The 23,800-nt window shown below is 48.6% G+C and carries 19 protein-coding genes; 14 read left to right on the plus strand and 5 right to left on the minus strand.

The annotated features are described in order from the left end of the window. Positions 1-62: 62 nt before the first annotated feature. The 7 genes from VN23_RS19170 to VN23_RS19200 all read left to right on the plus strand — a co-directional run bounded on the left by VN23_RS19170 (position 63) and on the right by VN23_RS19200 (position 9,741). Positions 63-3,533: a response regulator gene (locus VN23_RS19170; RefSeq protein WP_052746569.1), complete on the plus strand. Its 3,471-nt coding sequence runs from the start codon at positions 63-65 to the stop codon at positions 3,531-3,533. Between the two features lie 347 nt (positions 3,534-3,880). After that, on the plus strand, positions 3,881-4,777 hold the full coding sequence (gene glyQ / locus VN23_RS19175) for a glycine--tRNA ligase subunit alpha (RefSeq protein WP_046351762.1): 897 nt from the start codon (positions 3,881-3,883) through the stop codon (positions 4,775-4,777). Between the two features lie 10 nt (positions 4,778-4,787). Then, positions 4,788-5,267, plus strand: coding sequence for a surface-adhesin E family protein (locus VN23_RS19180; RefSeq protein ID WP_046351761.1), 480 nt, complete (start codon positions 4,788-4,790; stop codon positions 5,265-5,267). 5 nt (positions 5,268-5,272) lie between these two features. After that, positions 5,273-7,345 carry a glycine--tRNA ligase subunit beta gene (gene glyS / locus VN23_RS19185; RefSeq protein ID WP_046351760.1) on the plus strand — a complete coding sequence of 691 codons (2,073 nt, stop codon included), beginning with the start codon at positions 5,273-5,275 and terminating at the stop codon, positions 7,343-7,345. A 282-nt stretch (positions 7,346-7,627) separates the two neighbouring features. Next, positions 7,628-8,185 carry a D-glycero-beta-D-manno-heptose 1,7-bisphosphate 7-phosphatase gene (gene gmhB, locus VN23_RS19190; RefSeq protein WP_046351759.1) on the plus strand — a complete coding sequence of 186 codons (558 nt, stop codon included), beginning with the start codon at positions 7,628-7,630 and terminating at the stop codon, positions 8,183-8,185. A 150-nt stretch (positions 8,186-8,335) separates the two neighbouring features. Continuing rightward, positions 8,336-9,070: a lysophospholipid acyltransferase family protein gene (locus tag VN23_RS19195; RefSeq protein WP_046351758.1), complete on the plus strand. Its 735-nt coding sequence runs from the start codon at positions 8,336-8,338 to the stop codon at positions 9,068-9,070. Then, entirely contained in the window at positions 9,067-9,741 is a 675-nt protein-coding gene (locus VN23_RS19200; RefSeq protein WP_046351757.1) for a M48 family metallopeptidase, read from the plus strand. The genes VN23_RS19195 and VN23_RS19200 overlap by 4 nt, the downstream gene beginning before the upstream one ends. Before the next feature lie 411 nt (positions 9,742-10,152). Here VN23_RS19200 and VN23_RS19205 read toward each other — a convergent pair whose 3' ends face one another. The 4 genes from VN23_RS19205 to VN23_RS19220 all read right to left on the minus strand — a co-directional run bounded on the left by VN23_RS19205 (position 10,153) and on the right by VN23_RS19220 (position 15,398). Then, positions 10,153-11,613 carry a bifunctional ADP-dependent NAD(P)H-hydrate dehydratase/NAD(P)H-hydrate epimerase gene (locus VN23_RS19205; protein ID WP_046351756.1) on the minus strand — a complete coding sequence of 487 codons (1,461 nt, stop codon included), beginning with the start codon at positions 11,611-11,613 and terminating at the stop codon, positions 10,153-10,155. Next, positions 11,610-12,353 carry a flagellar brake protein gene (locus tag VN23_RS19210; RefSeq protein ID WP_046351755.1) on the minus strand — a complete coding sequence of 248 codons (744 nt, stop codon included), beginning with the start codon at positions 12,351-12,353 and terminating at the stop codon, positions 11,610-11,612. Before VN23_RS19210 ends, VN23_RS19205 begins: the two co-directional genes overlap by 4 nt. A 121-nt stretch (positions 12,354-12,474) precedes the next feature. Continuing rightward, complete coding sequence (locus VN23_RS19215) at positions 12,475-13,080, minus strand: hypothetical protein (protein ID WP_046351754.1); 606 nt, start codon at positions 13,078-13,080, stop codon at positions 12,475-12,477. A gap of 14 nt (positions 13,081-13,094) precedes the next feature. After that, on the minus strand, positions 13,095-15,398 hold the full coding sequence (locus tag VN23_RS19220) for a penicillin-binding protein 1A (RefSeq protein WP_046351753.1): 2,304 nt from the start codon (positions 15,396-15,398) through the stop codon (positions 13,095-13,097). A gap of 228 nt (positions 15,399-15,626) precedes the next feature. Between VN23_RS19220 and VN23_RS19225 the strand changes: the two genes are divergently transcribed. The 7 genes from VN23_RS19225 (at position 15,627) to aroB (ending at position 22,513) form a co-directional block, all read left to right on the plus strand. Then, complete coding sequence (locus tag VN23_RS19225) at positions 15,627-16,700, plus strand: pilus assembly protein PilM (RefSeq protein WP_046351752.1); 1,074 nt, start codon at positions 15,627-15,629, stop codon at positions 16,698-16,700. Then, positions 16,697-17,293: a PilN domain-containing protein gene (locus VN23_RS19230; RefSeq protein ID WP_046351751.1), complete on the plus strand. Its 597-nt coding sequence runs from the start codon at positions 16,697-16,699 to the stop codon at positions 17,291-17,293. Before VN23_RS19225 ends, VN23_RS19230 begins: the two co-directional genes overlap by 4 nt. A gap of 1 nt (position 17,294) precedes the next feature. Continuing rightward, a complete protein-coding gene (locus tag VN23_RS19235) occupies positions 17,295-17,927 on the plus strand; it encodes a type 4a pilus biogenesis protein PilO (protein WP_046351750.1) in 633 nt (210 codons plus the stop codon). After that, positions 17,924-18,469 (plus strand): pilus assembly protein PilP, encoded by a 546-nt coding sequence (locus VN23_RS19240; RefSeq protein ID WP_052746568.1) that lies wholly within the window; start codon positions 17,924-17,926, stop codon positions 18,467-18,469. The genes VN23_RS19235 and VN23_RS19240 overlap by 4 nt, the downstream gene beginning before the upstream one ends. After that, a complete protein-coding gene (gene pilQ, locus VN23_RS19245; protein WP_052746567.1) occupies positions 18,466-20,574 on the plus strand; it encodes a type IV pilus secretin PilQ in 2,109 nt (702 codons plus the stop codon). Before VN23_RS19240 ends, pilQ begins: the two co-directional genes overlap by 4 nt. A 238-nt stretch (positions 20,575-20,812) precedes the next feature. After that, positions 20,813-21,337 carry a shikimate kinase gene (locus VN23_RS19250; RefSeq protein WP_082752855.1) on the plus strand — a complete coding sequence of 175 codons (525 nt, stop codon included), beginning with the start codon at positions 20,813-20,815 and terminating at the stop codon, positions 21,335-21,337. Positions 21,338-21,427: 90 nt separating this feature from the next. Beyond that, positions 21,428-22,513, plus strand: coding sequence for a 3-dehydroquinate synthase (gene aroB / locus VN23_RS19255; RefSeq protein WP_046351828.1), 1,086 nt, complete (start codon positions 21,428-21,430; stop codon positions 22,511-22,513). A gap of 38 nt (positions 22,514-22,551) precedes the next feature. Here aroB and VN23_RS19260 read toward each other — a convergent pair whose 3' ends face one another. Beyond that, positions 22,552-23,772: a YihY family inner membrane protein gene (locus tag VN23_RS19260; RefSeq protein ID WP_197432962.1), complete on the minus strand. Its 1,221-nt coding sequence runs from the start codon at positions 23,770-23,772 to the stop codon at positions 22,552-22,554. Between the last annotated feature and the right edge of the window lie 28 nt (positions 23,773-23,800).

The raw sequence follows: 23,800 nt of genomic DNA on the forward strand, positions 1-23,800 counted from the left end.
ATTAAATCTTGTCCCGCTGCCTTGTCGATTGCCTTTATCCATAAATCTGGAAGATACCCCTGATGCAGCAACGATTTTTCCAAGAGCAAATGGGAAAGCTAACTGCGTTTCAGCTGCGAGTCGTTTCGTTTGTGCTGTTGATTGCTGGTTGGCTGGCGATTGCTTTTTTTTCAAACGGGGCTGGCAGCGTACCGATTTTGCTTGGTTTGATCTGGTTTGTGGTTTTATGGCTACTGGTTCAGCGTAAGCAAATAAACGGCCTACAGAAAGAGATAAAACAGCGGGTGGAGCTGCAGGCGCTGTTAGTTGAAAAAAATGAGCGGCTTAGTAGTGCAGAACAGGCGATTGAGCGTGCTTGCTTTGAGGCAGAAGTGGCTCATCAGCAAGTCGTAGAAATGTCGAATGCCCTGCCTTTAGTGGTTTTTCAAATGCAGGCCCATCAAGATGGAACGCATTTTTATAACTTTATTAACCAAAGGGTGGAACAGGTGCTGGGGGTTTCTGCGGAGGATCTAAATATCGATCCCGAGCTGCGCTGGCGTTATGTGCACGATGACGATAAAGCATTTGCACAAAATGCGGTTCGGGATGCATCGGCCAGGATTTGCGCAGGGCAAACAGCGAATACCATTGAAATGACGGTGCGTGTTTTGCTGCAAGAACAATTGCACTGGGTCTTATTTAGCTGTTGCCCTTCTCCACCTCTGCCCGATGGCTCGGTGATTTGGAATGGTTATTACCAGGATATTACCAAGCGCAAGCATGCCGAAGACGAGCTTCGTGAAAGTGAAGCCTATAATAAAATGCTATTTCAAGAATCGCACCGGCCTTTGGTGGTGCACGATCCTCAGGCCAATGGCTTTATTGATTGCAATGAAGCAGCAGTTAAAATTTACGGCTTTGCCAGTAAAGAAGAATTATTAGGCAAAACGCCACTCGATGTTTCTGCGCCTTTTCAATATGACGGTACAGATACTAAAACGGCGATGGAGCGGCAAGATCACTCGGCGCTTGAACATGGCATTGAGGCGTTTGAATGGCGGCATCAGCGGGCAAATGGCGAAATATGGGACGCCATGGTTTATTTAATGCTCTTTAATTATCATGGCCGACAATTATTGCAATTTACGCTGGATGATATTACTGAGCGAAAACGCGCCGAAAGAAAAATCCTGTTTAATCGTTATGTGGTAGAAAATGCAGGCGCCATGCTATGGCTTGATGCAGAGACGGCGCAAATACAATATGTAAATAAAGCTGCAATTGAATATTTGGGTTATTCGGCAGAGCAATGCCTGACGCTTACCGTGCCGGATATTGATCCTGATTTTGATTTAGATCGTTATCATGGCGCTGTGCAGGCTTTGCGCGAATCGGGTAAACCGAACACCTTTGAAACACGGCACCTCTGCGCGGATGGCCGCATTCTTGATGTAGAAATCACTTCTTCCTTAGTTGAAGATGATGAAAGAATGCTGGTTATTGCAAGTAGTAAAGATATTACTTCGCAAAAAAAAGTAGAAGCTGCAATGCTGCGCGCTAAAGAAATAGCGGAAGATGCCACGCAAATGAAATCTGATTTTCTGGCGAATATGAGCCATGAAATCCGTACGCCCATGAATGCGATTATTGGCCTTAGTCATTTGGCGCTTAAAACCGAGCTTAATCCTCGGCAATTAGATTATGTAAAAAAAATACAGCAATCAGGCCAGCATCTCTTGGGTATTATTAATGATGTATTGGATTTTTCTAAAATTGAAGCAGGTAAATTAACTGTAGAGAAAAGTGAGTTTAATTTAGATGAGCTATTAGATAATGTAGCAAACCTTGTTTCTGAAAAAGCCTATGCAAAAAATCTGGAGTTGATTTTTGATGTAGGCTTGGATGTGCCGATTAATTTAATAGGCGATTCATTACGCTTAAGCCAGATCTTAATTAATTATGCAAATAATGCGGTGAAATTTACCGAGCAGGGTGAAATTGATATTCTTATCCGGCTGCGTGAATCCACCGATGGCGAAGTGCTATTGTATTTTGCAGTGCAAGACACCGGCATTGGCCTGACGGCAGAGCAGGTGAGTCGCCTGTTTCAAAGCTTTCAGCAGGCAGATGCCTCTACATCGCGCAAATACGGCGGCACGGGTTTAGGTTTGGCCATTTCCAAAAAGCTGGCTGAGCTGATGGGGGGCGAAGTGGGCGTGACTAGTGAATTGGGTCAGGGCTCTACTTTTTGGTTTACGGCCAGATTAGGCGTAAGCCGCCGCACAGGGCGTGCTTTGCCTGCGCGTGATTTGCACTCTTTACGTGTGCTGGTGGTGGATGACAATCAGAGCGCCCGCGTGGTGCTGGCCGATATGCTCAGCAGTATGCATTTTATTGTGAGTAAGGCGGCTTCTGGTGTTGCTGCTCTTGATGCGGTGACTCAGGCGGCGAGCACTCAGCCTTTTGATATTATTTTGCTCGATTGGCAAATGCCGGGCATGACAGGGATAGAAACGGCTGAATTGATTCAGGCCTTGGGGCTAGAGCCCGCGCCGCGCCTTGTTATAGTGACTGCCTATGGCCGGGAAGATGTGTTGGAGCAGTGTAAAGCGATGGGGATTGAGCATGTTTTAATTAAGCCCATCAATGCTTCTTTGATGTTCGATACCTTGATGCACATTCTGGGTGAGTCGCATTCCGAGTCGTATATACAGGGTAATTCAGCGTTGCTTTTGAGTAATTTAACGGCCATTCAGGGCGCGCGGGTTTTATTGGCTGAAGATAATTTAATTAATCAAATGGTGGCGGCCGAGCTACTCAGAGATGCGGGCCTTGTGGTGGAGATTGCGGCAAATGGTCGTATTGCTTTGGAAATGGCGCAGGCTCAACCCTACGATATTATCCTGATGGATATGCAAATGCCTGAAGTCAATGGCATTGAGGCCACTTATGCCTTGCGTGCTTTACCCGCATTAGCCAGGCTACCGATTGTGGCGATGACTGCCAATGCTATGCAGGTAGATAGAGAACGCTGCCTTGAAGCGGGCATGGTTGATTTTATTAGCAAGCCCATCGAGCCTGAGGCTTTGTTTAAAACGCTGCTGCGCTGGATTAAACCTCAGCAGGGCATGGCAGCCGCTCAAGCTGAGCCTGCCAGCTTGTTGCCTGAGCAGATATTAGGTTTAGACAGGGTGGCAGGTATGCACCATGTGCTGGGTAAAGAAGATCGCTACATTGCCATGTTGCAAGGCTTTAGCCTTCAGCAAGCCCATACCGGGCTTGAAATACGTGCCGCACTCGATCAGGGTGATTCAATAAGAGCCGAGCGCCTGGCGCGTACTTTAAAAGGGCTTGCTGACAATATTGGGGCGGCTAGTTTGCGGCGTGTGGCTGCTGCGGTAGAAGAGGGGATTCATCAGGGCTCGCTGCGGGATGAAACCTTATCGGTGTTGCAAGCATCATTGGCTAAGCAGGTTGCGGCGATTAAGGCGGCGTTACCCGCCACATCTCAAACCATAATAACGGAAGACAATTTTGATTCTCTGGCGTGATTCGTTTGTTTGTTACTCCAAGCCTTGCCATTTTTTAACAAATCAATGCGGTATGAGCCGGGTAGTGCATTGCCTGATTGCCTGATTGCCTATGCAAATAACAAAAAAGGGCTAGAGTGTGAATTTAAACGCGCTTTATAGCCTCGATCAGATGTAAATCAATTCCTGTGTCATCTAAAATAAGCATAAATCAACCACTACGAATGCGGGCCAAGGAAGTGTGCTAGCGATTGTGCCTTCTTTGCCAAGTGATTAATCATGCCTGATTTGCTGGCTCCCTTTCTCCCGAGACAGGCTAAAAGCAAGTAGAATCAGGGCGTTTAAGAATAAAAAACGAGAATGGGAATATGCTGACTTTCCAAGAAATTCTGCTCACGCTGCAAAACTATTGGGGCCGTAATGGTTGCGCCTTGTTGCAGCCTTACGATATTGAAGTAGGTGCGGGTACCTTTCATACCGCAACATTTCTGCGAGCCCTTGGCCCAGAGCCTTGGAATGCCGCCTATGTGCAGCCTTCACGCCGACCTAAAGACGGCCGTTACGGTGAAAACCCGAATCGCTTGCAACACTATTATCAGTTTCAGGTGGCTTTAAAGCCGTCACCAGACAATATCCAGGATTTGTATTTGGGTAGCTTGCGCGAGCTGGGCATCGATACCAGCGTGCATGATATTCGCTTTGTAGAAGATGATTGGGAAAGCCCGAGTCTGGGTGCATGGGGCCTAGGTTGGGAAGTCTGGCTGAACGGGATGGAAGTCACCCAGTTCACCTATTTCCAGCAGGTTGGCGGTATTGATTGCAAGCCGGTATTGGGCGAGATCACTTACGGCGTTGAGCGTCTGGCCATGTATTTGCAAGGCGTAGAAAACGTTTATGACTTGATCTGGACAGTTTATCCAAACGGCCAGAAAGTGACTTACGGCGATATCTACCATCAAAATGAAGTAGAACAATCGACTTATAATTTTGAGCACGCCAATGTGCCGCTGCTGCTTGATTTATTCAATAAATTTGAAAGCGAAGCAGCCCGCCTGATGGAAGCCAATTTGGCATTGCCAGGCTACGAGATGGTGATGAAGTGCTCGCATGTGTTTAATTTGCTGGATGCCCGTGGTGCGATTTCGGTGACCGAACGCGCCGCTTATATTGGTCGTGTTCGCACGCTTTCACGCTTGGTGGCCAGAGCCTATTACGACTCGCGTGAAGCTTTGGGTTTCCCTATGTGCCAAGTGGCGACGGCTTAAGGTGATATCGATGATCCGCTATCTGCTGTTGATTACTCTTTTGGCTGGCTGTGGGAAATTTGAAGATGAGGTTTACGGCCCGCTTGAAGTTCCAAAAGAAGGCGATTGGCGTAGTTATGGCACGATGGCGGATTATGAAATGCTGGTCGATGTGAAGTCGATTACGCACGACGATGATTACGCTCCAACCAAGTACACCTATGTTTGGTTACAGCAGAAGTTTAATGAAGATCAAACTGATGAAATAACCAAAAAGAAATATCGCTTAAAGTATTCACGTCATGCGATTGATTGCCCGTCCAAAAAAATGGCGGGTGTTTTAAGCGATTTGCGTGATGAGGAAAACGAGCAGGTGGCACGTTACGATATTCCGGGTTTTCAGTGGGAATTTGATGAGCCGCCTGCTAATAGCTTTGGCGGTGATTTTGTTCGCCAAGTTTGTAAAATCATGGCCGAGAAAGAAGCTAAAGCTAAATTAGAAGAGAATTAATCCCCATGTCCAATCTTGTATCTCAAACACTGCTGATTGAAATTTTTACCGAAGAATTGCCACCCAAAGCACTGCCTAAATTAGGCGCAGTGTTTGCAAGTGGTATTTTTGATGAATTAGTCAAGCTAGGCTTTGTGGCTAAAGACGCCGAAGTAGAGTCGTTTGCCAGCCCGCGCCGCCTAGCCGTATCGATCGCCAATGTGCTGGCTGTGCAGCCGGACCAAGCCATCGAGCGCCGAGGCCCAGCTGTGGCTTCTGGTTTAAAAGACGGCGTGCCAACGCCTGCCTTAGCAGGCTTTGCCCGTAGCTGCGGTGTGGATGTAGCGCAATTAGCGCAGGGCTCGGATGGCAAACAAGACGTTTATATCTTTTCCTCGGTTAAAACCGGCGAAGCGCTGACTAAAGTTTTGTCGGGCATTATTGCGGCCACGCTTAAAAAACTGCCAGCGCCAAAAATGATGCGCTGGGGTGATCGGGACGGCCAGTTTATTCGTCCGGTACATGGCCTTGTGGTGCTGCACGGTGATGATGTGGTACCTGCGCAGTTTCTGCATTTAGAAGCGGGCCGCAGCACGTTGGGCCATCGTTTCTTGTCGAGCGGCGAGATTGAATTGGCCAATGCCGATGAATACGCAGCTCGCCTGTTTGATGATGGCTTTGTAGAGGCGAGCTTTGATGCACGCCGCGCGTTGATCGCCGATCAGCTAAAAAACGCCTGCACTGAGCTGAATGCACAGATTGCGCCATCAGATGGTTTGCTGGATGAAGTGACTGCGCTGGTTGAATGGCCGGTGGTGTATACCGGTAATTTTGATGAGAAATTCCTGGATGTGCCGCAAGAGTGCTTGATCTTATCGATGCAGCAACATCAGAAATACTTCCCGCTGCTCGATCAAAATGGCAAATTGCTGCCTAAATTTTTAGTGGTTTCTAATCTAGAAACGCCAGACCCTAGCCATATTATTCATGGCAACGAACGCGTATTGCGCGCGCGTCTTTCGGATGCTGAGTTCTTCTTTGAGCAAGATAAAAAGAAGAAGCTTGAATCTCGCGTGCCGCAGCTCGCCAATGTGGTTTATCACAATAAGATTGGTAGCCAGTTTGAGCGTGTAGAGCGCCTGCAAAAAATTGCCGGTGCCATTGCTGTGAAGCTGAATGCTAATGTGGCCGATTGCAAACGCGCCGCTTATTTAGCTAAGGCCGATTTGATCGCCGATATGGTGGGCGAATTCCCTGAGCTGCAAGGCGTGATGGGCATGTATTACGCCCGTATCGATGGTGAAAACGAAGCAGTAGCTAATGCCATTGAAGGGCATTACCACCCACGTTTTGCAGGGGATACCTTGCCCGTTGGCGCGGTAGCACAGGCTGTTTCGCTGGCGGATAAGCTGGAATCTATCGTGGGGATTTATGGCATTGGCTTGATCCCAACAGGCGACAAAGATCCATTTGCCTTACGCCGTGCCGCGCTGGGTGTCTTGCGTATGGTGCTGGATTTACCGCTGGATCTGAAAGAATTGCTCAGCATTACTGCGGAAGCTTTCCCTGCTGGTGTGGTGGCTGATGGTACGGTTGAGGGCGTGTATGGCTTTATGCAAGATCGCCTGAAAAACTATCTGGCAGCCGATTACCCTGCTGCCGATATCGATGCCGTCTTAGCGCTGAACCCAACGCTGCTGAACGAAATGGTGATTCGCTTGCAAGCTGTTGCGGCGTTTAAAGCCCTGCCAGAAGCGACTGCTCTGGCTGCGGCCAATAAGCGCATTCGCAATATCTTGAAAAAAGTCGAAGGCGATTTGCCTGAGCTGAATGCGGCTTTGTTGAGCGATGCGGCTGAAATTGCCCTGCATGCCGAGCTATTAAAGTTGCAACCTGTGGTGAGCAGTGCCTTGGCAAGTCAAGATTTTACTGGCGCACTGAAAGCACTGAGCGCTTTAAAAGAGCCCGTCGATGCGTTTTTTGATTCGGTGATGGTGATGGCGGAAGACTTAGCGGTGCGTGGCAATCGCCAAGCCCTGCTCGCCGCACTAGCCAGTCTGATGAACCGCGTGGCTGAGTTGTCTTTATTGGCAGAGTAAACGCAAAAAAACGCTAAAAAATCTGTAGACACTAAGATCACGGAGTGAGCAAAGCGAGACTTAGGATGTGGCACTAAATGACTTCCCCAGATATTACAATCGTCATCCCCGAATGCTTTTGTCGGGGATCCAGCGGAACCACTGGATTTCCCCTTTCGCGGGAATGACGAAAGAGGGAAATTAATTTGAGCATTGTCATTAGGTCTTCTCGGTGTTCTTCCCGTTCTCTGTGTCTACAGATCTTTTGTGCTTTTTTGAAACAGATTCAAAACGGAGTCGCGTATGAAGTTATTGATTCTCGACCGCGACGGCGTAATCAATGAAGACAGCCCGGACTATATCAAGACGCCGGAAGAGTGGCAGCCGATTGCAGGCAGCTTAGAAGCCATCGGTGAGTTATCCCGTTCGGGTTGGACGATCGTGGTGGCGACCAATCAAAGCGCCATTGGCCGCAAAATGATTGCGGTTGAGGCACTTAATCGTATTCATGCCAAGATGCACCGCGCCATTGCCGAGCAGGGTGGCCATGTGGATGCGGTGTTTTTTTGCCCTCATTCGCCCGATGCAGGTTGCGTTTGCCGCAAGCCTAATCCCGGCATGATCTTAGATATTGCCAGCCGCTTTCATGTGGCTACTACGCAATTGGCGATGGTGGGTGATTCTCTTCGTGATTTGCAAGCCATTGCCGCTGTTGGTGGTAAGCCGGTGCTGGTTCGTACTGGTAATGGTCTTAAAACTGAACAGAAAGGCCTGTTGCCCGAGGGTACGCAGGTATTTGACGATTTGGCGGCATTTGCTGCGCATTTACTTGTCGTCAGTTCTGCTGGATTGGTGGGGTAGAAATAGATGGATTTTTTCGTTTAGCAAGAGGTGAGGAAGCCGCATAGCAAGCTATGCAATGACGAACTTTGCCGCTAGGCGGAAAAAGACGCGATTTATACTCGCCTTATTCATCAGGACTGACTACTTGCACCAGAGGGTGAAGATTAAATGATTTGGTTGCGCTCCATTCTGTATTGGCTTGCTGTTCCTGTAGTAACTCCCATTTTCTGTGTGATTGCGATTTTGATTCTGCCGCTGCCTCCCGTGCTGCGCTATCGGATTATTCGTGGCTGGTCATGGATTATGCTCAAGTGGCTGAAATTCACTTGTGGCCTGACTTATCGCGTAGAAGGCGTTGAAAACCTGCCCGTAGATCCTGCCGTTGTGATGTGCAAGCATCAATCTGCATGGGAAACGCTGGCCTTGCAGCATGTATTTCCGCCACAAGTATGGGTGTTAAAAAAAGAGCTACTGAAATTGCCGATTTTTGGCTGGGGCTTAGCGACTTTATCGCCGATTGCGATCGATCGATCTAACCGTGCCGAGGCGCAAAAGCAGCTGATTGCCCAAGGTAAAGATCGCTTGGCTAAAGGCTTCTGGATTGTGATTTTCCCCGAAGGCACTCGCGTTCCATCGGGGGGCTACAAGCCTTATAAGCAGGGTGGGGCGCGTTTGGCGGTTGATTTAGAGGTGCCAATTGTGCCGGTGGCGCTTAATTCAGGCGAGTTTTGGCCAAAGAATTCCTTTTTAAAATGGCCGGGTGAAATCACCATGGTGATTGGCAAGCCTATCGAGCCTGCTGGTCGTAGCCCGCTAGAGCTAACGCAAGAAGTTGAAACGTGGATCGAAAATGAAATCCAGCGTTTTGGCGGTGTTGGCCCTTGTTACTCGCCTAAAAAATGACCGCGTATTCCTTGCGTCTGGCTGATCGTGAGCTGCCTTATCAGCTGGAGCGCAGTAGCCGTCGGCGCTCGATTGGTTTAAAAATTACCGCCCATGGCTTAACCGTGATCCTGCCTGCCCGCGCGCCTTTAAAAGAAGCCGAGCGAGCTATCGAGAGTAAATTAAAGTGGATTCTGGCCAAGCTGGCTACACCGATGATTGCTCCAGCTGCATTGGCAGTGGGCAGCAGCGTGCTTTGGCTGGGCCAGGCTAAGTTTGTGCAGCGCTGTGCTGGCCGAACCCGGCTGGATGAAGATGTGTTGTATGTGGCAGAACAAACGCCTTTACCCGCTACGCTAACGCGCTTTTATCAGCGCAGCGCCAAGTCTTATTTTCTGCAAAGGCTGGCATACTGGAGCGAACAAATGGGCTTGCAGCCACGGCAGCTTTTCTTAAGCTCGGCTAAAAGTCGCTGGGGAAGTTGCACTGCCTTAGGCGATATTCGTCTGAACTGGCGCTTGATTCAGGCCCCGCCTCAAGTGATTGATTATGTGGTGATTCACGAGCTGGCGCATTTGGCAGAATTAAATCATTCCGCACGTTTCTGGGCCATCGTCGCAAGCGCTTGCCCAGATTGGAAAACGCATCGACTCTGGCTAAAGCAAAACGGGGCAAAGCTGTTTGCTTGGTAGGGGTAGGTCCCTGTGCGTGCTAAGTGAAGTCAAAAAGATCTTTTTAGTGCCTTCGGCACGTTAATTTTGGAGCGGTTGCCACCGGCGGGGCCTTCCTTTCTTGAGCGGCCAAGAAACGAAGCCAAAGAAGGCCGCCCCGGCCAGCACGAACCCCCTCACTGCGGACAATCGAGTCGGCGGCTGTGGAACTCGCTTCGCTCAGACAGTCCTCGCCGAAATCCCGCCCCGCTTGTTCCTCGCTTCGGCGTGCTTCAAGGGGATATTTGAGCCCCGTGTTAAGAGAGTGGTTATCACGATTCTTTGTTGTTCGCTCAAATAAATCCAAATCCAAAAAATAACTTTTTAAATGCTACTTTCCTCCGTGAAACTCCGTGTTTCAAGATTTGGGTTTTGCAACGCAACATCAAAGATCTAACTCGCCCCCAAAACCTGATTCAACGCTCCTCTGGCATAGCTAATCGTTTCACTCGCGGTTAAGCCAATCCCATTGGGATGTATTCTGCGCCAATCGTCCGCAGCGCGGCCGTGCAGCCAGCTGCCGCTTTGCACGGCTTCTAGCGGGCCAAGGCCTTGTGCGAGCAGGGCGGCGATGATGCCGGAGAGCACATCGCCTTGCCCTGCGCTGGCAAGGGCTGCATTGCCGCTGGCGTTGATGCTCCAGCTTTGCTCGTTCGCACATATGGAGCCTGCTCCTTTGAGCAGTACGGTGGCTTTATAGCGCTGTGCGAGGGCCTGGGCGGATTCTATTCGATTGGCTTGCACGGCTTGAGTGCTGGTATGTAGCAGCCTTGCGGCTTCGGCTGGGTGTGGCGTGAGAATACTTGCGGCAGTGCGTTGCCGCATTGCGGCGGCTAGCTCTGCGGAGCCTGCCAGTAAATTAAGCGCATCTGCATCTAGCAGCAGAGGTAAGGGGCTGGCGATGCTTTGCTTGAGTAGCTCCAAGGCTTCGGTACTCTGACCAAGGCCGGGGCCGACAGCAAGCAGGGTGAGTGCGGGGTGGTGAAGTGCATCTTCTGCACTGTGTAACATCAGCTCGGGCTGCACAGAATCTACGTTCAGCGAGGTATCCAGCAGGCCAAGCACAACGCGTCCAGTGCCCATATGCAAAGCCGCCCGGCCAGCCAGCAGTGCCGCGCCAATCATCCCTGCTGCACCGCCTATTACGCCCACCGTGCCGTAACTGCCTTTATGACTATCCGGCTTGCGTCGAAGTTGCGCAATGCTGGATGGCGCTTGAGTTTGCAAATGGCCATCCGGGGCAAGAAACAGATCACTCGGTATTTGTAAATCATGCAGGCTGATCTCTCCCGCCAGATCACAGCCTTTGCCGGTAAATAAGCCAGGCTTGTGAGCAATAAAGCTCAGGGTGTGTGTGGCATGAATGGTGGCTGTGGCATCGCCGCTATCTGCCATTAATCCGCTGGGAATATCCAAAGCAATCACCGGGCAGGCCAGTGCCTGCAGCTCTGCAATGATTTGCTGGTCTGCATCACTCAGTTGGCGGTTTAAGCCGATGCCGTACAGACCATCAATGGCTAAATCGGCCTGACTGGGCGTGTTGCTTAGTATTTTCCCGCCGTGCGCCAGCCATGCGGCCAATGCTTTTTGGGCGGGCATAGGGCCAGATGGGGCGCTCATACGGAGTAAAACTGTTTTGCCAGCAAGATGGAGCAGGGTGGCTGTGACCAAGGCGTCCCCTCCATTATTGCCAGGGCCAGCCAGCACATAAATGGTTTGCGCCTCGGGGTGGTGTTTAATAACCCAGTCGGCACTGCATTGCCCCGCTCTTTGCATGAGTGGTAAGCCAGCTGCTGCAGCTGCAGCTTCAATTTGCTTGAGCTTGCTGCTCAGAAAAAGTGAGGGATTGATCATTCTCGGGAGATTCGCTGGCGTTCAATTTTATTAATAAAACGCTGAATCAGCGTCTGCATTTTTCCGGGCAAATCAAAGAAACGGCAACCAATGCGCTGTGTTTTAACACCATTACGCAGTGTCACATCAATCACAATGCACACTTGCATATCGATTTCGATCACGCCGACATCGAGTAGCTGAATTTGGCAATTGTGCAGTGTGTCGCCAACGACCATTGGTAAATCGGGCGATACGCCGAGCAGGCTTAAGCCACCCAGGCTGATATCGGTAACTAATAGTTCTGTCTGCCTGCCATCGCCAAGCGGAACCACGCAGTCCACTTTTTGCGACATGGGGATATCTAGCCGATAAAAATCGCGTCTTTGCATGCGCAGTGTTTGTACCGGGCCGCCACTGCGGATTGCGGTGCGGCCTTCATAGGCGACCAGCGTGGCATCGGGTAGCTCGAATTGCACTTTAACTTTGTTGACCACGCCAACTAAGAGCATGCGGGCATCTTTGATTAAGGCCGCATTGGTGACAATATCGTTGCTGGCATCAAACAATAATTCATTGTCATTGATGCTAAGCAGGGTGCTGATTGCAAAAGGCTCACGTTTACCAGCAGGGTAGAGACAAATAATCTCGCCATTTTCCAGTAATTGCTTAAGCAAATACTTGATTTCGATGCTGGCGCTGACGAGATAGGGCCCCGTGTCTGATACAAAAACGGGCTCCAGCGTGGGAGGTTGTTGCATTGTGGTAATCAATAAAAGAAAAGATAAACCACTTTATATCATTGGCTGAGACTTAATCCTAGCTTGCGTTAATGTGTCAGCAAATGAATTTGAAACAGGCCGTGGTGATTGTTTAGCATAATCAACTCCTTGGAATATTGAAGGGGGCATCGGCGATAGAGAGGAGTGCTTCCAGTTCATCCAGCCGCATCCGTTCTTCTTTTTGTCGCTCTGCATCCCGGGGCTTTACATGCAGGCTGATTTGCGTGTCATCAAACCAAAAAGACAGCGAAGGAGAGTCGGCGAGCTGTCGGCCATTTGCAGCGGGCAGCAGCTCATAATCAATTTGCTGATTAAGCAGAAAAATCTCGGCTGATTTGGGGTCGTCTAAAAATAAAATTAAATTAATATCGGAGTTCGGTCCTGCCACACCAGAGAGTACCGATCCGCTTAAATAGGGATTAAAGCGCGCCAGAATGCGCATTACTTTGAGGGCTTTGCGCCTGAGGCTATTAAGGCTATCGCTATGTTCGGGGTGGTAAACCGCCCGGTAGTTAGCCAGGGCGGCTTCTATTTCCTGATTGGAGGGCATCATTCGGCCCTCGCTAATTCCTAATTGTCTGGCTGCTTTTTTCTTAGCCAGTGCAAAATCGTGCAAATGATCTTCGGCAATTAAACGGGCCGCACGCTCGCTAATCTGAGCGCGCAAATGGGATGACTGGCGATCGAGAACATGCGGCTTGCTCATTGACGTAGGTCTCCCTAAAAGAGTAGTTCCTTGATCTCATCCAGAGGCTGGGCAGTTCCTACTCCGCCTCCCAAGCCTAATTCTGGATTGGTTTGCAAAAATTCGCTGAAGAAATATTCGGTATATGGGCCACGCTCTGTTTGCGTGGTCTGCGGGGTGATGCCTTCTGGTACCGGATAAGCCACATTATCCACACCTTTAAGCGCTTTACTCATGTAGTTAATCCAGATAGGCAAGGCAGCCACACCACCATATTCTCTTGCGCCTAAGGAGCGGGGCTGATCAAAGCCAACCCAGGAAATCGCCACAAGGCCGGGCTGATAGCCGGCAAACCAAGCGTCATTGGCATCGTTGGTTGTACCGGTTTTACCCGCTAAATCAGTTCTGCCTAAGACATTGGTTTTGGCCCCCGTGCCTTGGGTTGCCACATCGTGCAGCAGGCTATTCATCACAAAAGCGTTTCTGGCATCCAGTGTGCGCTGTGCATTTTCACCGGCAACTTCAGGCTGTGTTTTGGCCAGAACCCGGCCACGGCTGTCTTCGATACGATCCACAAAGTAAGAACGAACCCGATAGCCGGTATTGGCAAACACCGCGTAGGCCTCGGCCATTTGCAGCGGCGTTACGCTGCCTGCACCCAAGGCCATGGTCAGATAGGCGGGGTGTTGCTTAGGGTTAAAGCCAAAGCGGCTGATATGGGATTGTGCGTAATCCACGCCAATCGCTTGCAGCACCCGAATAGTGACCAAGTTTCTGGAGCGCGTTAGCGCATTGCGCACACTCATCATGCCTTCAAACTTACCATCACTATTTTTGGGCTCCCAACTTTGCCCGCCAACTTGCGCCGGATCAATGACAAGCGGTGCATCGTTGATCTGGGTAGCAGGGGTAACACCGCGCTCTAAAGCTGCTGAATAAATAAACGGTTTAAAGCTGGATCCGGGTTGACGCCAAGCCTGTGTAACGTGGTTAAAGCTGCTGCGATTAAAGTCAAAACCACCCGCCAGCGCCTTAATTGCACCGTTTTGTGGATCTAACGCAACAAATGCGCCTTCTACCTGAGGTAGTTGGGTCAGATTCCAGCCTTTTTCTGTTTGCTTAATTCTAACGATTGCGCCGGGACGGATTCGTGTGGCAGGTGCTATTTTTTCTGAAAGCATGGCCTTGGCAAAGCGTAAGCCTTCGCTGTTAATTTCGATCTGTTCACCCCCTTTTTTGTAGACAGTGACAGATTGAGTACTGGCTTTTAAAACAATTGCGGGTTGTAAATCACCCGAATCTTTCTGCTCGCTCAGTGCTTCGTCAAGGAGCTCTTCCTTGCCTGGCAAGATCACTTCAGGGGCGACAAAGCCTTCGGGGCCGCGGTAGCCATGGCGAATGTCATAATCTACCAAGCCTTGGCGCAGGGATTGATATGCGCTTTCCTGACTGTCGCTGCGAAGGGTAGTGTAAACTTTGAACCCCTCTGTGTAAGTGGCCTCTTTATACTTTTCCACCATCATTTGCCTGACCATTTCAGCCAGATATTCGGCATGGACTGCGTACTCTTGTTGGGTGCGTTTGAGCACGAGCGGTGCAGTTTTTGCTGTTTCGTAATCGCTATCGTTAATAAACTTTAGCTCGTGCATACGTCGTAAAACGTATTGTTGTCTGAGTTGGGCTCGTTTAGGATTGACGACAGGGTTGTAAGCTGAGGGTGCTTTAGGTAAGCCAGCCAGCATTGCCATCTCTGCGGGGCTGAGTTGTTTTAGTTCTTTGCCGTAGTAGGTTTGTGCTGCGGAAGCAAAACCATAAGCACGCTGACCTAAGTAAATTTGATTAAAGTACAGTTCAAGAATTTGATCTTTAGATAAATTATGTTCGATTTTGAACGAAAGTAATGCCTCGTTAAATTTACGAGTAAATGTTTTTTCGTTAGACAGATAAAAGTTACGGGCAACTTGCATGGTGATTGTGCTGGCGCCGGATTTTGATTGTCCTGATGTGACATTGCTGATCATGGCCCTTAAAACGCCAAGGTAATCAATGCCGCCGTGTTCATAAAACCGTTCATCTTCGGCAGCCAGAATGGCTTGCTTCATCAGCAAAGGAACTTGTTCTATTGAAGTAAATGCACGGCGTTCTTCTCCGAATTCACCAATCAGCACATTATCGCTGGTGTAAATACGAAGCGGAATTTTAGGCCGGTAGTCAGTGAGTGCTTCTAAGGATGGCAGGCGTGGATAAGTGATTATCAACGCAAATGCACCAAGACCTGCAGCAAGAATCATCAGGCTAATTAGAATGCCGAAAAAAATAAGTAGAAGGCGTTTGCTCATCGCTAAGGGAGGAAAATTGGAAGTGCTGCTAATTTACGCGAATATCAGTAGTTTTGTTTGGCATTTGTTTCCCCGCGCCAAATATTTAAAAAGCACTAATGTTAGTAATGCACTTGTATAACAATAGGAACCGCTGTTCTTTCTTTACATGGATAAGTCGCGCTGCTACGATCTAAAGTAGATTCGTAACAGTTGTCTTTAAGTATTTTATTTGAAAAGGAAAATGAGTTGAATCTCGATTTCCTCAAGCCCAAAGCACCTGCGCTGATTGGGGTTGATATTAGCTCTTCGTCCGTAAAAATGGTCGAGCTGAGCCTATCAGGAACCACCTACAGCCTTGATCGCTATGTGATTGAGCTCTTGCCAAAAGATGCCGTAACCGACGGTAATATCGCCAATATGGATGTGGTGGTGGAGGCTGTGCGACGTGCATGGCGGCAAATGGGCTCCAAAATCAAGAATGTATCGATTGCTCTGCCTGCGGCAGCCGTGATTACCAAAAAGATTCTGGTGCCATCCGGTCTGACCGAGCGCGAGCTTGAGATGCAGGTTGAAACCGAAGCTAATCAGTACATTCCCTTTTCGCTTGATGAAGTGAATCTCGATTTTCAGGTGCTGGGTGTATCTCCTATCGCGCCTGATGAAGAAGAAGTACTGATTGCAGCGGCCAAAAAAGAGAAGGTTGATGAGCGGGTTGCTGCAATCGAAGCGGCCGGTTTACGTGCTGTAGTACTCGATGTGGAGTCCTATGCCACGCAAGCTGCGTTTGAGCTGATGCAGCCACAATTGCCCAATAATGGTGAGAACCAGATTGTGGCCGTGGTGGACATTGGTGCAACAGCCATGCATATGAACATCTTTAAAGATGGCCAATCAATTTATAGCCGCGATCAGGCGTATGCGGGCAATCAGCTTACGCAGGAAATTCAGCGCAAATTCAACATGTCGAGTGATGAAGCTGAGCAGGCTAAAAAGCACGGTGGCCTGCCGGAAAACTATGAGCCGGAAGTCTTGCAGCCTTTTATTGATACGCTGGCTTTAGAAATCTCGCGCTCTTTGCAGTTTTTCTATACATCAAGTAACTACAATGCCGTCGACCATATTTTGCTTGCTGGTGGTTGCAGTGCTATTTATGGTTTGGATGATGCTGTTTCCAGCCGCACCAATGTGAGTAGTGCAATGCGCGCTAATCCATTCCAAGGAATGGCTACCGGCAAAGTACGTGGCAAGCAGGTACAGCTTGATGCGCCTTCTCTTTTAATTGCCTGCGGATTGGCGATGCGGAGGTTTGACCCCTCATGATTCGGATTAACCTGCTCCCCCACCGCGAGCAAAAACGTGCTGCGCGCCAGAGTCGCTACTTTGTTTTACTGGGTATGACATGCTTGGCTGCCATCGCCGTGATTGTTATGGGCTATCTTTTCTATAGTGCGCGTATCGAAACACAAAATGAGCGCAATCAATTTTTAACTGATGAAAATATCAAATTAGATCGCGAGATTTCTGAAATTGAGAAATTAAAAGCAGAAAAACAGTCTTTATTAGATCGTAAAAAAATTGTTGAACGCTTGCAGTCAGGTCGCTCAGAAACCGTACTCGCCATGGATCAGCTGGTGCGGCAAACCCCAGAAGGGGTTTATTTGAAAGAGGCCAAAGCGCTGAATGATCAGCTTACCTTAATTGGTTATGCACAATCTAATGCACGCGTTTCTACTTTGATGCGTAATTTGAATGATTCAGAAATCTTTGAGCAGCCAGTATTAATTGAGGTAAAGGCGGCTCAGGTGGGCAATCAAAAACTATCAGAATTTATGCTGAACGTTAAAGTGACTCGAGCTTCAGAAGACGCGGCCAATGCATCAGGGCCAGCAAAACGTAAACAGCAGGGTGGCTAAAATGACACTCGACGAACTTCGTAATTTAGATCCTAAAGATGTGGGCAATTGGCCCATGCCTGCCCAGATTGGCTTAATTGCTTTGGTGTTTTTCCTGCTGACGTTTGGTGGCTACTTTTATGTTTGGGGCAGCCAGATGGAAGAGCTTGATGCCGGGCGCGCTAAAGAAGAGCAGCTAAAGCAAGATTTTATCGAGAAGAAAAGTAAGGCCGTTAATTTAGAGGCCTATCGCCAGCAATTGCAAGAAATCCAACAGTCTTTTGGTGCTTTGCTACGGCAATTACCGAATAAATCTGAAATGGAATCCTTGCTTACCGAGATTAATCAGGCAGGTGTTGGCCGGGGCTTGTTTTTTGAGCTATTTAAGCCCGGTACAGAAGTTAAAACATCTGAATTTGCTGAGCTACCGATTGATATTCGCATCTCTGGCAGCTATCACGATTTAGCTGCCTTTGTGAGCGATGTGGCTCAACTCTCCCGTATTGTTACTTTGAGTAATCTTCAGCTAGCCACAACTAAAGATCCTGACGTACTTTCTATGCAGGCGGTTGCTAAAACGTATCGCTCGCTTGATGAGGCTGAATTACAAGCTATGCATCAAGCTGCTCTCGACGCTAAGAAGAAACAGAAATGAAAATCCGGCCTGGTTCAATCAAGCTAACTCTGCTTATTAGTATTGCTACATTATCCTTAACGGCTTGTTTCGGTGAGGAAAATAGCGATTTAAAAAATTGGATGAAAGAAAGTAGCGAAGGCTTGCGCGGTAAAGTTGAAGCATTGCCCGAAGCGAAGCCCTATGTTTCTTTTGAATATAAAGCCTTTGATTTAAGCGATCCATTTCGCGCCGCTAAAATGGAATTAGCTAAAAAAGGTTCGGGAGGCGGGCTTGCCCCGAATACCAACCGTGCTAAAGAAATTTTGGAAAATTATGATTTAGAAAAGCTGCGAATGGTGGGAACACTCACTCAGGGCAAAACGATGAATGGCTTGATCCATGCACCTGATGGCAATTTATATCGGGTAAAGATTGGTAGTTATATGGGACAAAACTTTGGCATGGTGACTGCGGTGACGGATACCGAAGTTCAATTAAAAGAAATTGTTGAGGATAGCGGAGGCGATTGGGTGGAGCGCACTACCAGTTTATCCCTTGATGAAGCGGAGCAAAAAAAATGAAAATACTCAATGTCATCATGCCAGCCATCTTATGTTTGGCTAGTTTTGCCTCATTTGCGGCCAGTAGTATTACGGCTGTGGATATTAGTAATATCTCGGCAGATAAACAGATAATTCGCCTGAGTTTTGCAGGCCCGGCTCCGGTTCCTACCAGCTTTTCTGTTAATACGCCGCCACGCGTTGCTTTTGATTTTGCTGATACAACGAATCAGGCAGGTAAAAGCTCGGTGCAGGTCAATGGCGCTGCGCTTAGGCTGATTAGTCTGGCTGAAGGCTCCGGCCGTACTCGCGTTGTTTTGAATATGCAAAAGCAAGCGGCTTATCAAACCAGAACAGAAGGTAATGATTTTTATATTACCGTGGATGGCACCAGCAGTGCGGTGATGGCTCAAGCACGCAATACGCATTTTGCTGAGAATAAAGCGCCGGAAGCCAGCAGCAAAAACAAGCGCGATAGCATTGAAAACATCGACTTTCGCCGTGGTAAGGATGGCGAAGGCAAGGTGGTGATTGATCTCTCAAGCCCTAATGTAGGAATTGATATTCGCCAGCAGGGCAAAATGCTCTTGGTTGATTTTAATAAAGCGGCTTTGCCTAAAAAGCTAGAGCGCCGGATGGATGTCAGCGATTTTGGTACGCCAATTCAAAAGGTTGATTCATATACCCAGGGCGAAACAATCAAAATGATTATCGAGCCCAAAGGCAACTGGGAATACTCGGCTTATCAAACTGAAAATCGCTTTATTATTGAAGTGCGTGAAGTCAGTGACGAGCGTAATAAGCTAGCGGGAATTAAGCCTGCATTTAAAGGTGAGAAGCTCTCTCTGAATTTTCAGAACGTTGAAATTCGCACTGTTTTACAAGTGATTGCTGAATTTACCGGCCTGAATATCATTACCAGCGATACAGTGACCGGCAATTTAACCTTGCGCCTGAAAGACGTGCCTTGGGATCAGGCGCTGGATATGATTTTGCAAGCGAAGGGCTTGGATCAGCGCAAAAATGGCAGTGTGCTTTGGGTGGCCCCGCGTGAAGAGTTGGCCAGCAAGGAAAAGCAAGAGCTGGAATCCAGAAAGCAAATCGATGAGCTGGAGCCTACGCGTACTGAAGCGTTTCAATTACGCTATCAAAAGGCTGAAGACTTAAAGAAAATGCTGACCGATGATAAGCAGCAGATGCTATCTAAACGCGGCAGCATTGTGATTGATGCCCGAACCAATACTCTGTTTGTGCAGGATATCTCCAGCAAATTAGAGCAAATTCGCGCTGTGATCGGCAAGATCGATGTGGCTGTTCGACAAGTACAAATTGAAGCACGTATTGTTGAAGCCAATGATGGTTTTAGTCGTGAGCTGGGTATGAAGTTGGGTTGGGGTTCTAGAGGTCATTTAGGCAATACTGATTTAGGCTTGGGCAATAATTTGGATAATGCAGGTAAAGGCATTGGCGTTATTCCAAGCACTACGACAGGAACACCAGCAACAACGCCCGTGAATAATATTCTAACGATGGGCAATAATGTGAACTTGCCAGCGATTGGCTCTGGTGTGGGTGCGCCAGGCACGTTTGCTTTAATTGCGGCTAATGCTAATTGGTTGCTGGGTTTGGAAATCAGTGCTCTGGCTGCGGACAATAAAGGTAAGATTATCTCTAGCCCGCGTCTAGTTACGGCTGATCAAGTAGAAGCTTCTATTGAAAGCGGGGAAGAGATTCCTTACCAGGAAAGCTCGCAAAATGGTGCAACAACCATTTCTTTCAAGAAAGCGACCCTGTCATTAAAGGTAACACCGCAAATCACGCCTGATGGCAATGTCATCATGAAGCTGAATGTGACTAAAGATAGCCGAGGCACGGTCACTCTGGGTATTCCATCGATCAACACCAAGCAGATTAATACAACTGTTTTGGTTGAAAATGGCGGTACGGTAGTGATTGGTGGTATTTATACTCAAGAAGCGGGCTCAGATATTACTAAAGTACCTTTGCTTGGCGATATTCCTTATCTGGGACATCTGTTTAAAAACACTTTAGAAAAAGATATCCGTCGTGAGCTGTTGATTTTTATTTCACCTAAAGTTATTCAATCTGACTTGTCACTACGCTAATTTAGATAATTTATAGTCAGAAAAGCGGGGCGCAAATCGCGCCCCGCTCTGCTTTCCGCTACAATGTGGGCAGCCTTACTTTGTTTAAGGCTGTTCTGCTACGGGAAAGCCGGATTTGGCCAAATTTCACGTTGATCATTTGATAGATAACTACTTAGTCGCCTCAAAAAAACATGAAATCTGTTTCAGACCGGACTTCCCCTTGTAACGAATGCTTAAGCCCGACAGGCCGCTAGCCATGAAACTGCCAGGCAATTTTTTTCTGGTCGGCATGATGGGTGCCGGCAAAACCACCGTGGGACGAGCGCTTGCTAAAGTCAGCGGTAAGGTTTTCTATGATACGGATCACGAGATCGAATCACGCACTGGCGCGAAGATTCCTATCATCTTTGAAGTAGAAGGTGAGGCAGGGTTTCGTCGCCGTGAAGTGGCTATGATTAAAGAGCTTTCCGCGCAAAAGAATATCGTGCTGGCAACAGGTGGCGGGGCAGTGTTAAATCCTGCTAATCGCGCGATATTACGACGTGAAGGCTTTGTGATTTATCTGCGCGCCAGCGTGGATGAGCTGTATTTACGTACCTGCCATGATAAAAATCGCCCGCTATTGCAAACCGAAAATCCTAAGCAGCGATTGCAGGAATTCTACGAGATTCGCGATCCTCTTTATTGCGAAGTGGCCGATTTGGTCATCGATACTAGTCGGCAGACAGTTCATTCGCTGTTGCAACTATTAATGAAAGAGCTAGAGTTGCACGCGGATTAATAACGACTTGTACAAGATAAATTTAATGATGTCCGCGCAGGCATAGAAATGCGTGGGCATGCTTGCCCACCCGACAAAAGCTGGAGCGCCATGCAGACCGTTAAACTAGACCTTGCCCACGCCCCTTACGATATCCATATTGCCCGTGATTTACTGACCCAGGTTGAGCTGATTAAGCCTTTATTGCTTCAGCCTCGGGTGGTGATTGTCAGTAATACAACGGTCGCTCCGCTCTATTTAAAATCACTGCAAGATGCTTTAGAAGCCGCAGATATTCAATGCCACAGCATTATCTTGCCTGATGGCGAAGTATATAAAACCTCTGAAACACTCAACCAAATCTTTGATGCACTGCTTACCGAGCGCTGTGAGCGTAAAACCACGCTGATTGCCTTGGGCGGTGGTGTGATTGGCGATATGACCGGTTTTGCCGCTGCGGTATATCAGCGTGGTGTACCATTTATTCAGATCCCAACGACTTTACTGGCGCAAGTTGATTCATCGGTCGGTGGTAAAACGGGGATTAATCATCCCCTAGGCAAAAATATGATTGGCGCGTTTTATCAGCCTAAGTTAGTTTTGGCTGATCTGGCGACGCTGGATACCCTGCCCTTGCGTGAGTTATCCGCAGGCATGGCTGAGGTGATCAAATATGGTTTGATTGATGATCTGGCTTTCTTTGAATGGCTGGAAGCAAATATCGAGCGCCTGATGGCACGTGAAACCGAAGCGCTTGCCTATGCCGTTGAGCGTTGTTGCCAAAACAAAGCGAGGATTGTGGCCGGGGATGAAAAAGAGCAGGGCCAGCGTGCGCTATTAAATCTAGGCCACACCTTTGGCCATGCGATTGAATCGGGCCTTGGCTATGGTGCTTGGCTGCATGGCGAGGCGGTCGCTGCGGGGATGATGCTGGCGGCCTATGCATCGCGCGAGCTGGATCAGATCAGTGATGACGATATTGCCCGGATTGAATCTCTGCTCCAAAAAGCAGGCCTGCCGGTTAAAGCACCAGTCTTGGGCAATGATCGCTATTTAGACTTAATGGCACACGATAAAAAAGTAGACGCGGGCAAAATAAAATTTGTGCTGATGCGCTGCCTTGGCGAGTCTTATATGGGCGAGCTGAGTAGCGAAACGATTATTGCAGCTTTGGACGCAGGCTGTAGCCCTGTGTGATTTGAGGGCGGGATTTACCCGCCCTCCATTATTTTTAATCAAGACAATATTGTTTCTGCTTTTTTCTCCGCATATTCCGCCAGCGTCATTTCTAATACACCTTTTAGCTCTTCATGGATGGTACTTAAGCCTGCTTCCAGTCTGGCGGAGAGGGGCGTGACCATGGTTTCAAATACATCACGCAATGTGATGCGTTGCAGGTCTACCGCTAATATCCATTCGCCATCGCGAGTTGATTCCACCCAGTTTTTTAGCGCCATTTCTTCGAGTAAAGAGTAGCTGGTGTCTAAGCCTAGCTGTGTTTTACGTCGAAGTTTATCGATATGCAGTATTTCGCCCCGGCTATGTGCTTCGGCTAGAACCAGTAGCAGGCGAATGGCTTGTTCAAGGCGGGTGCCTTGATTGCCTTCCCAGCGCCACGCCGAGGCATGCCAGTAGGAAAGGCAGGCAGAAAGTACCGCTCCGCCTAAAATAATCACCCAGCTTACATATAGCCACATCAAAAAGATGGGGAAGCTGGCGAATGCGCCGTAAATCAGCTTAAACGTACCAAATTGCTGGATATACAGGCCAAATCCACGTTTCATCAGCTCTAAAGCGGCAGCCACAACAAGGGCAGAGATCAGGGCGTGGCTGCGCGGTACATAGCAATTGGGGACGGCCAGATAAAGCAGGGTGAGCGAGCCCAGCATCAAGAGCATGGGGCCAAGCTTGAGCAGCATCAGGTTGAGCAGGCTGGCATCGCTATGTAAGCCCGTTTGGGCGTAGAGCCAAGAGGTGAGCGAAATACTGATGCCGATAATCAGCGGGCCTAGGGTGAGCGCCGCCCAATAAATAATCGTTCTTTGCAGGAGTTTTCTGGGGCGTTTGATTCCCCATACTTCGTTAAATGTTTTTTCAATCGTAAAAATCAGCAGCAGCGCTGTCACCAAGAGCCCAATCATCCCCATCGCGGTTAGGCGCTCCGCATTGTCTGAAAATTGCCGCATATATACGCTAATGACTTTGCCCGATGCATCTGGCACTAAATTAGTCAGCAAGAAAATCTTAAATTTGCTGCTGTAGTCGCCAAACATGGGGAAGGCAGAAAATAGCGAGAGCGCAATCGTCAATAGGGGGATCAGTGCCAGCAGCGTGGTGTACGTCAGGCTGCCAGCCGTTTCCAAGCAGCGATCTGCCAGTAGCCTGCGGCCCACAAAACGGCAAAAGCCAAACAGACGTTGCAAAACACCGAGGTTAAATAGAGGTCTAAGAGTCACGGTTGTGCGATTAAATGAAGGATGAGCT

It is taken from the genome of Janthinobacterium sp. B9-8, assembly GCF_000969645.2.
GTDB lineage: Bacteria > Pseudomonadota > Gammaproteobacteria > Burkholderiales > Chitinibacteraceae > Iodobacter.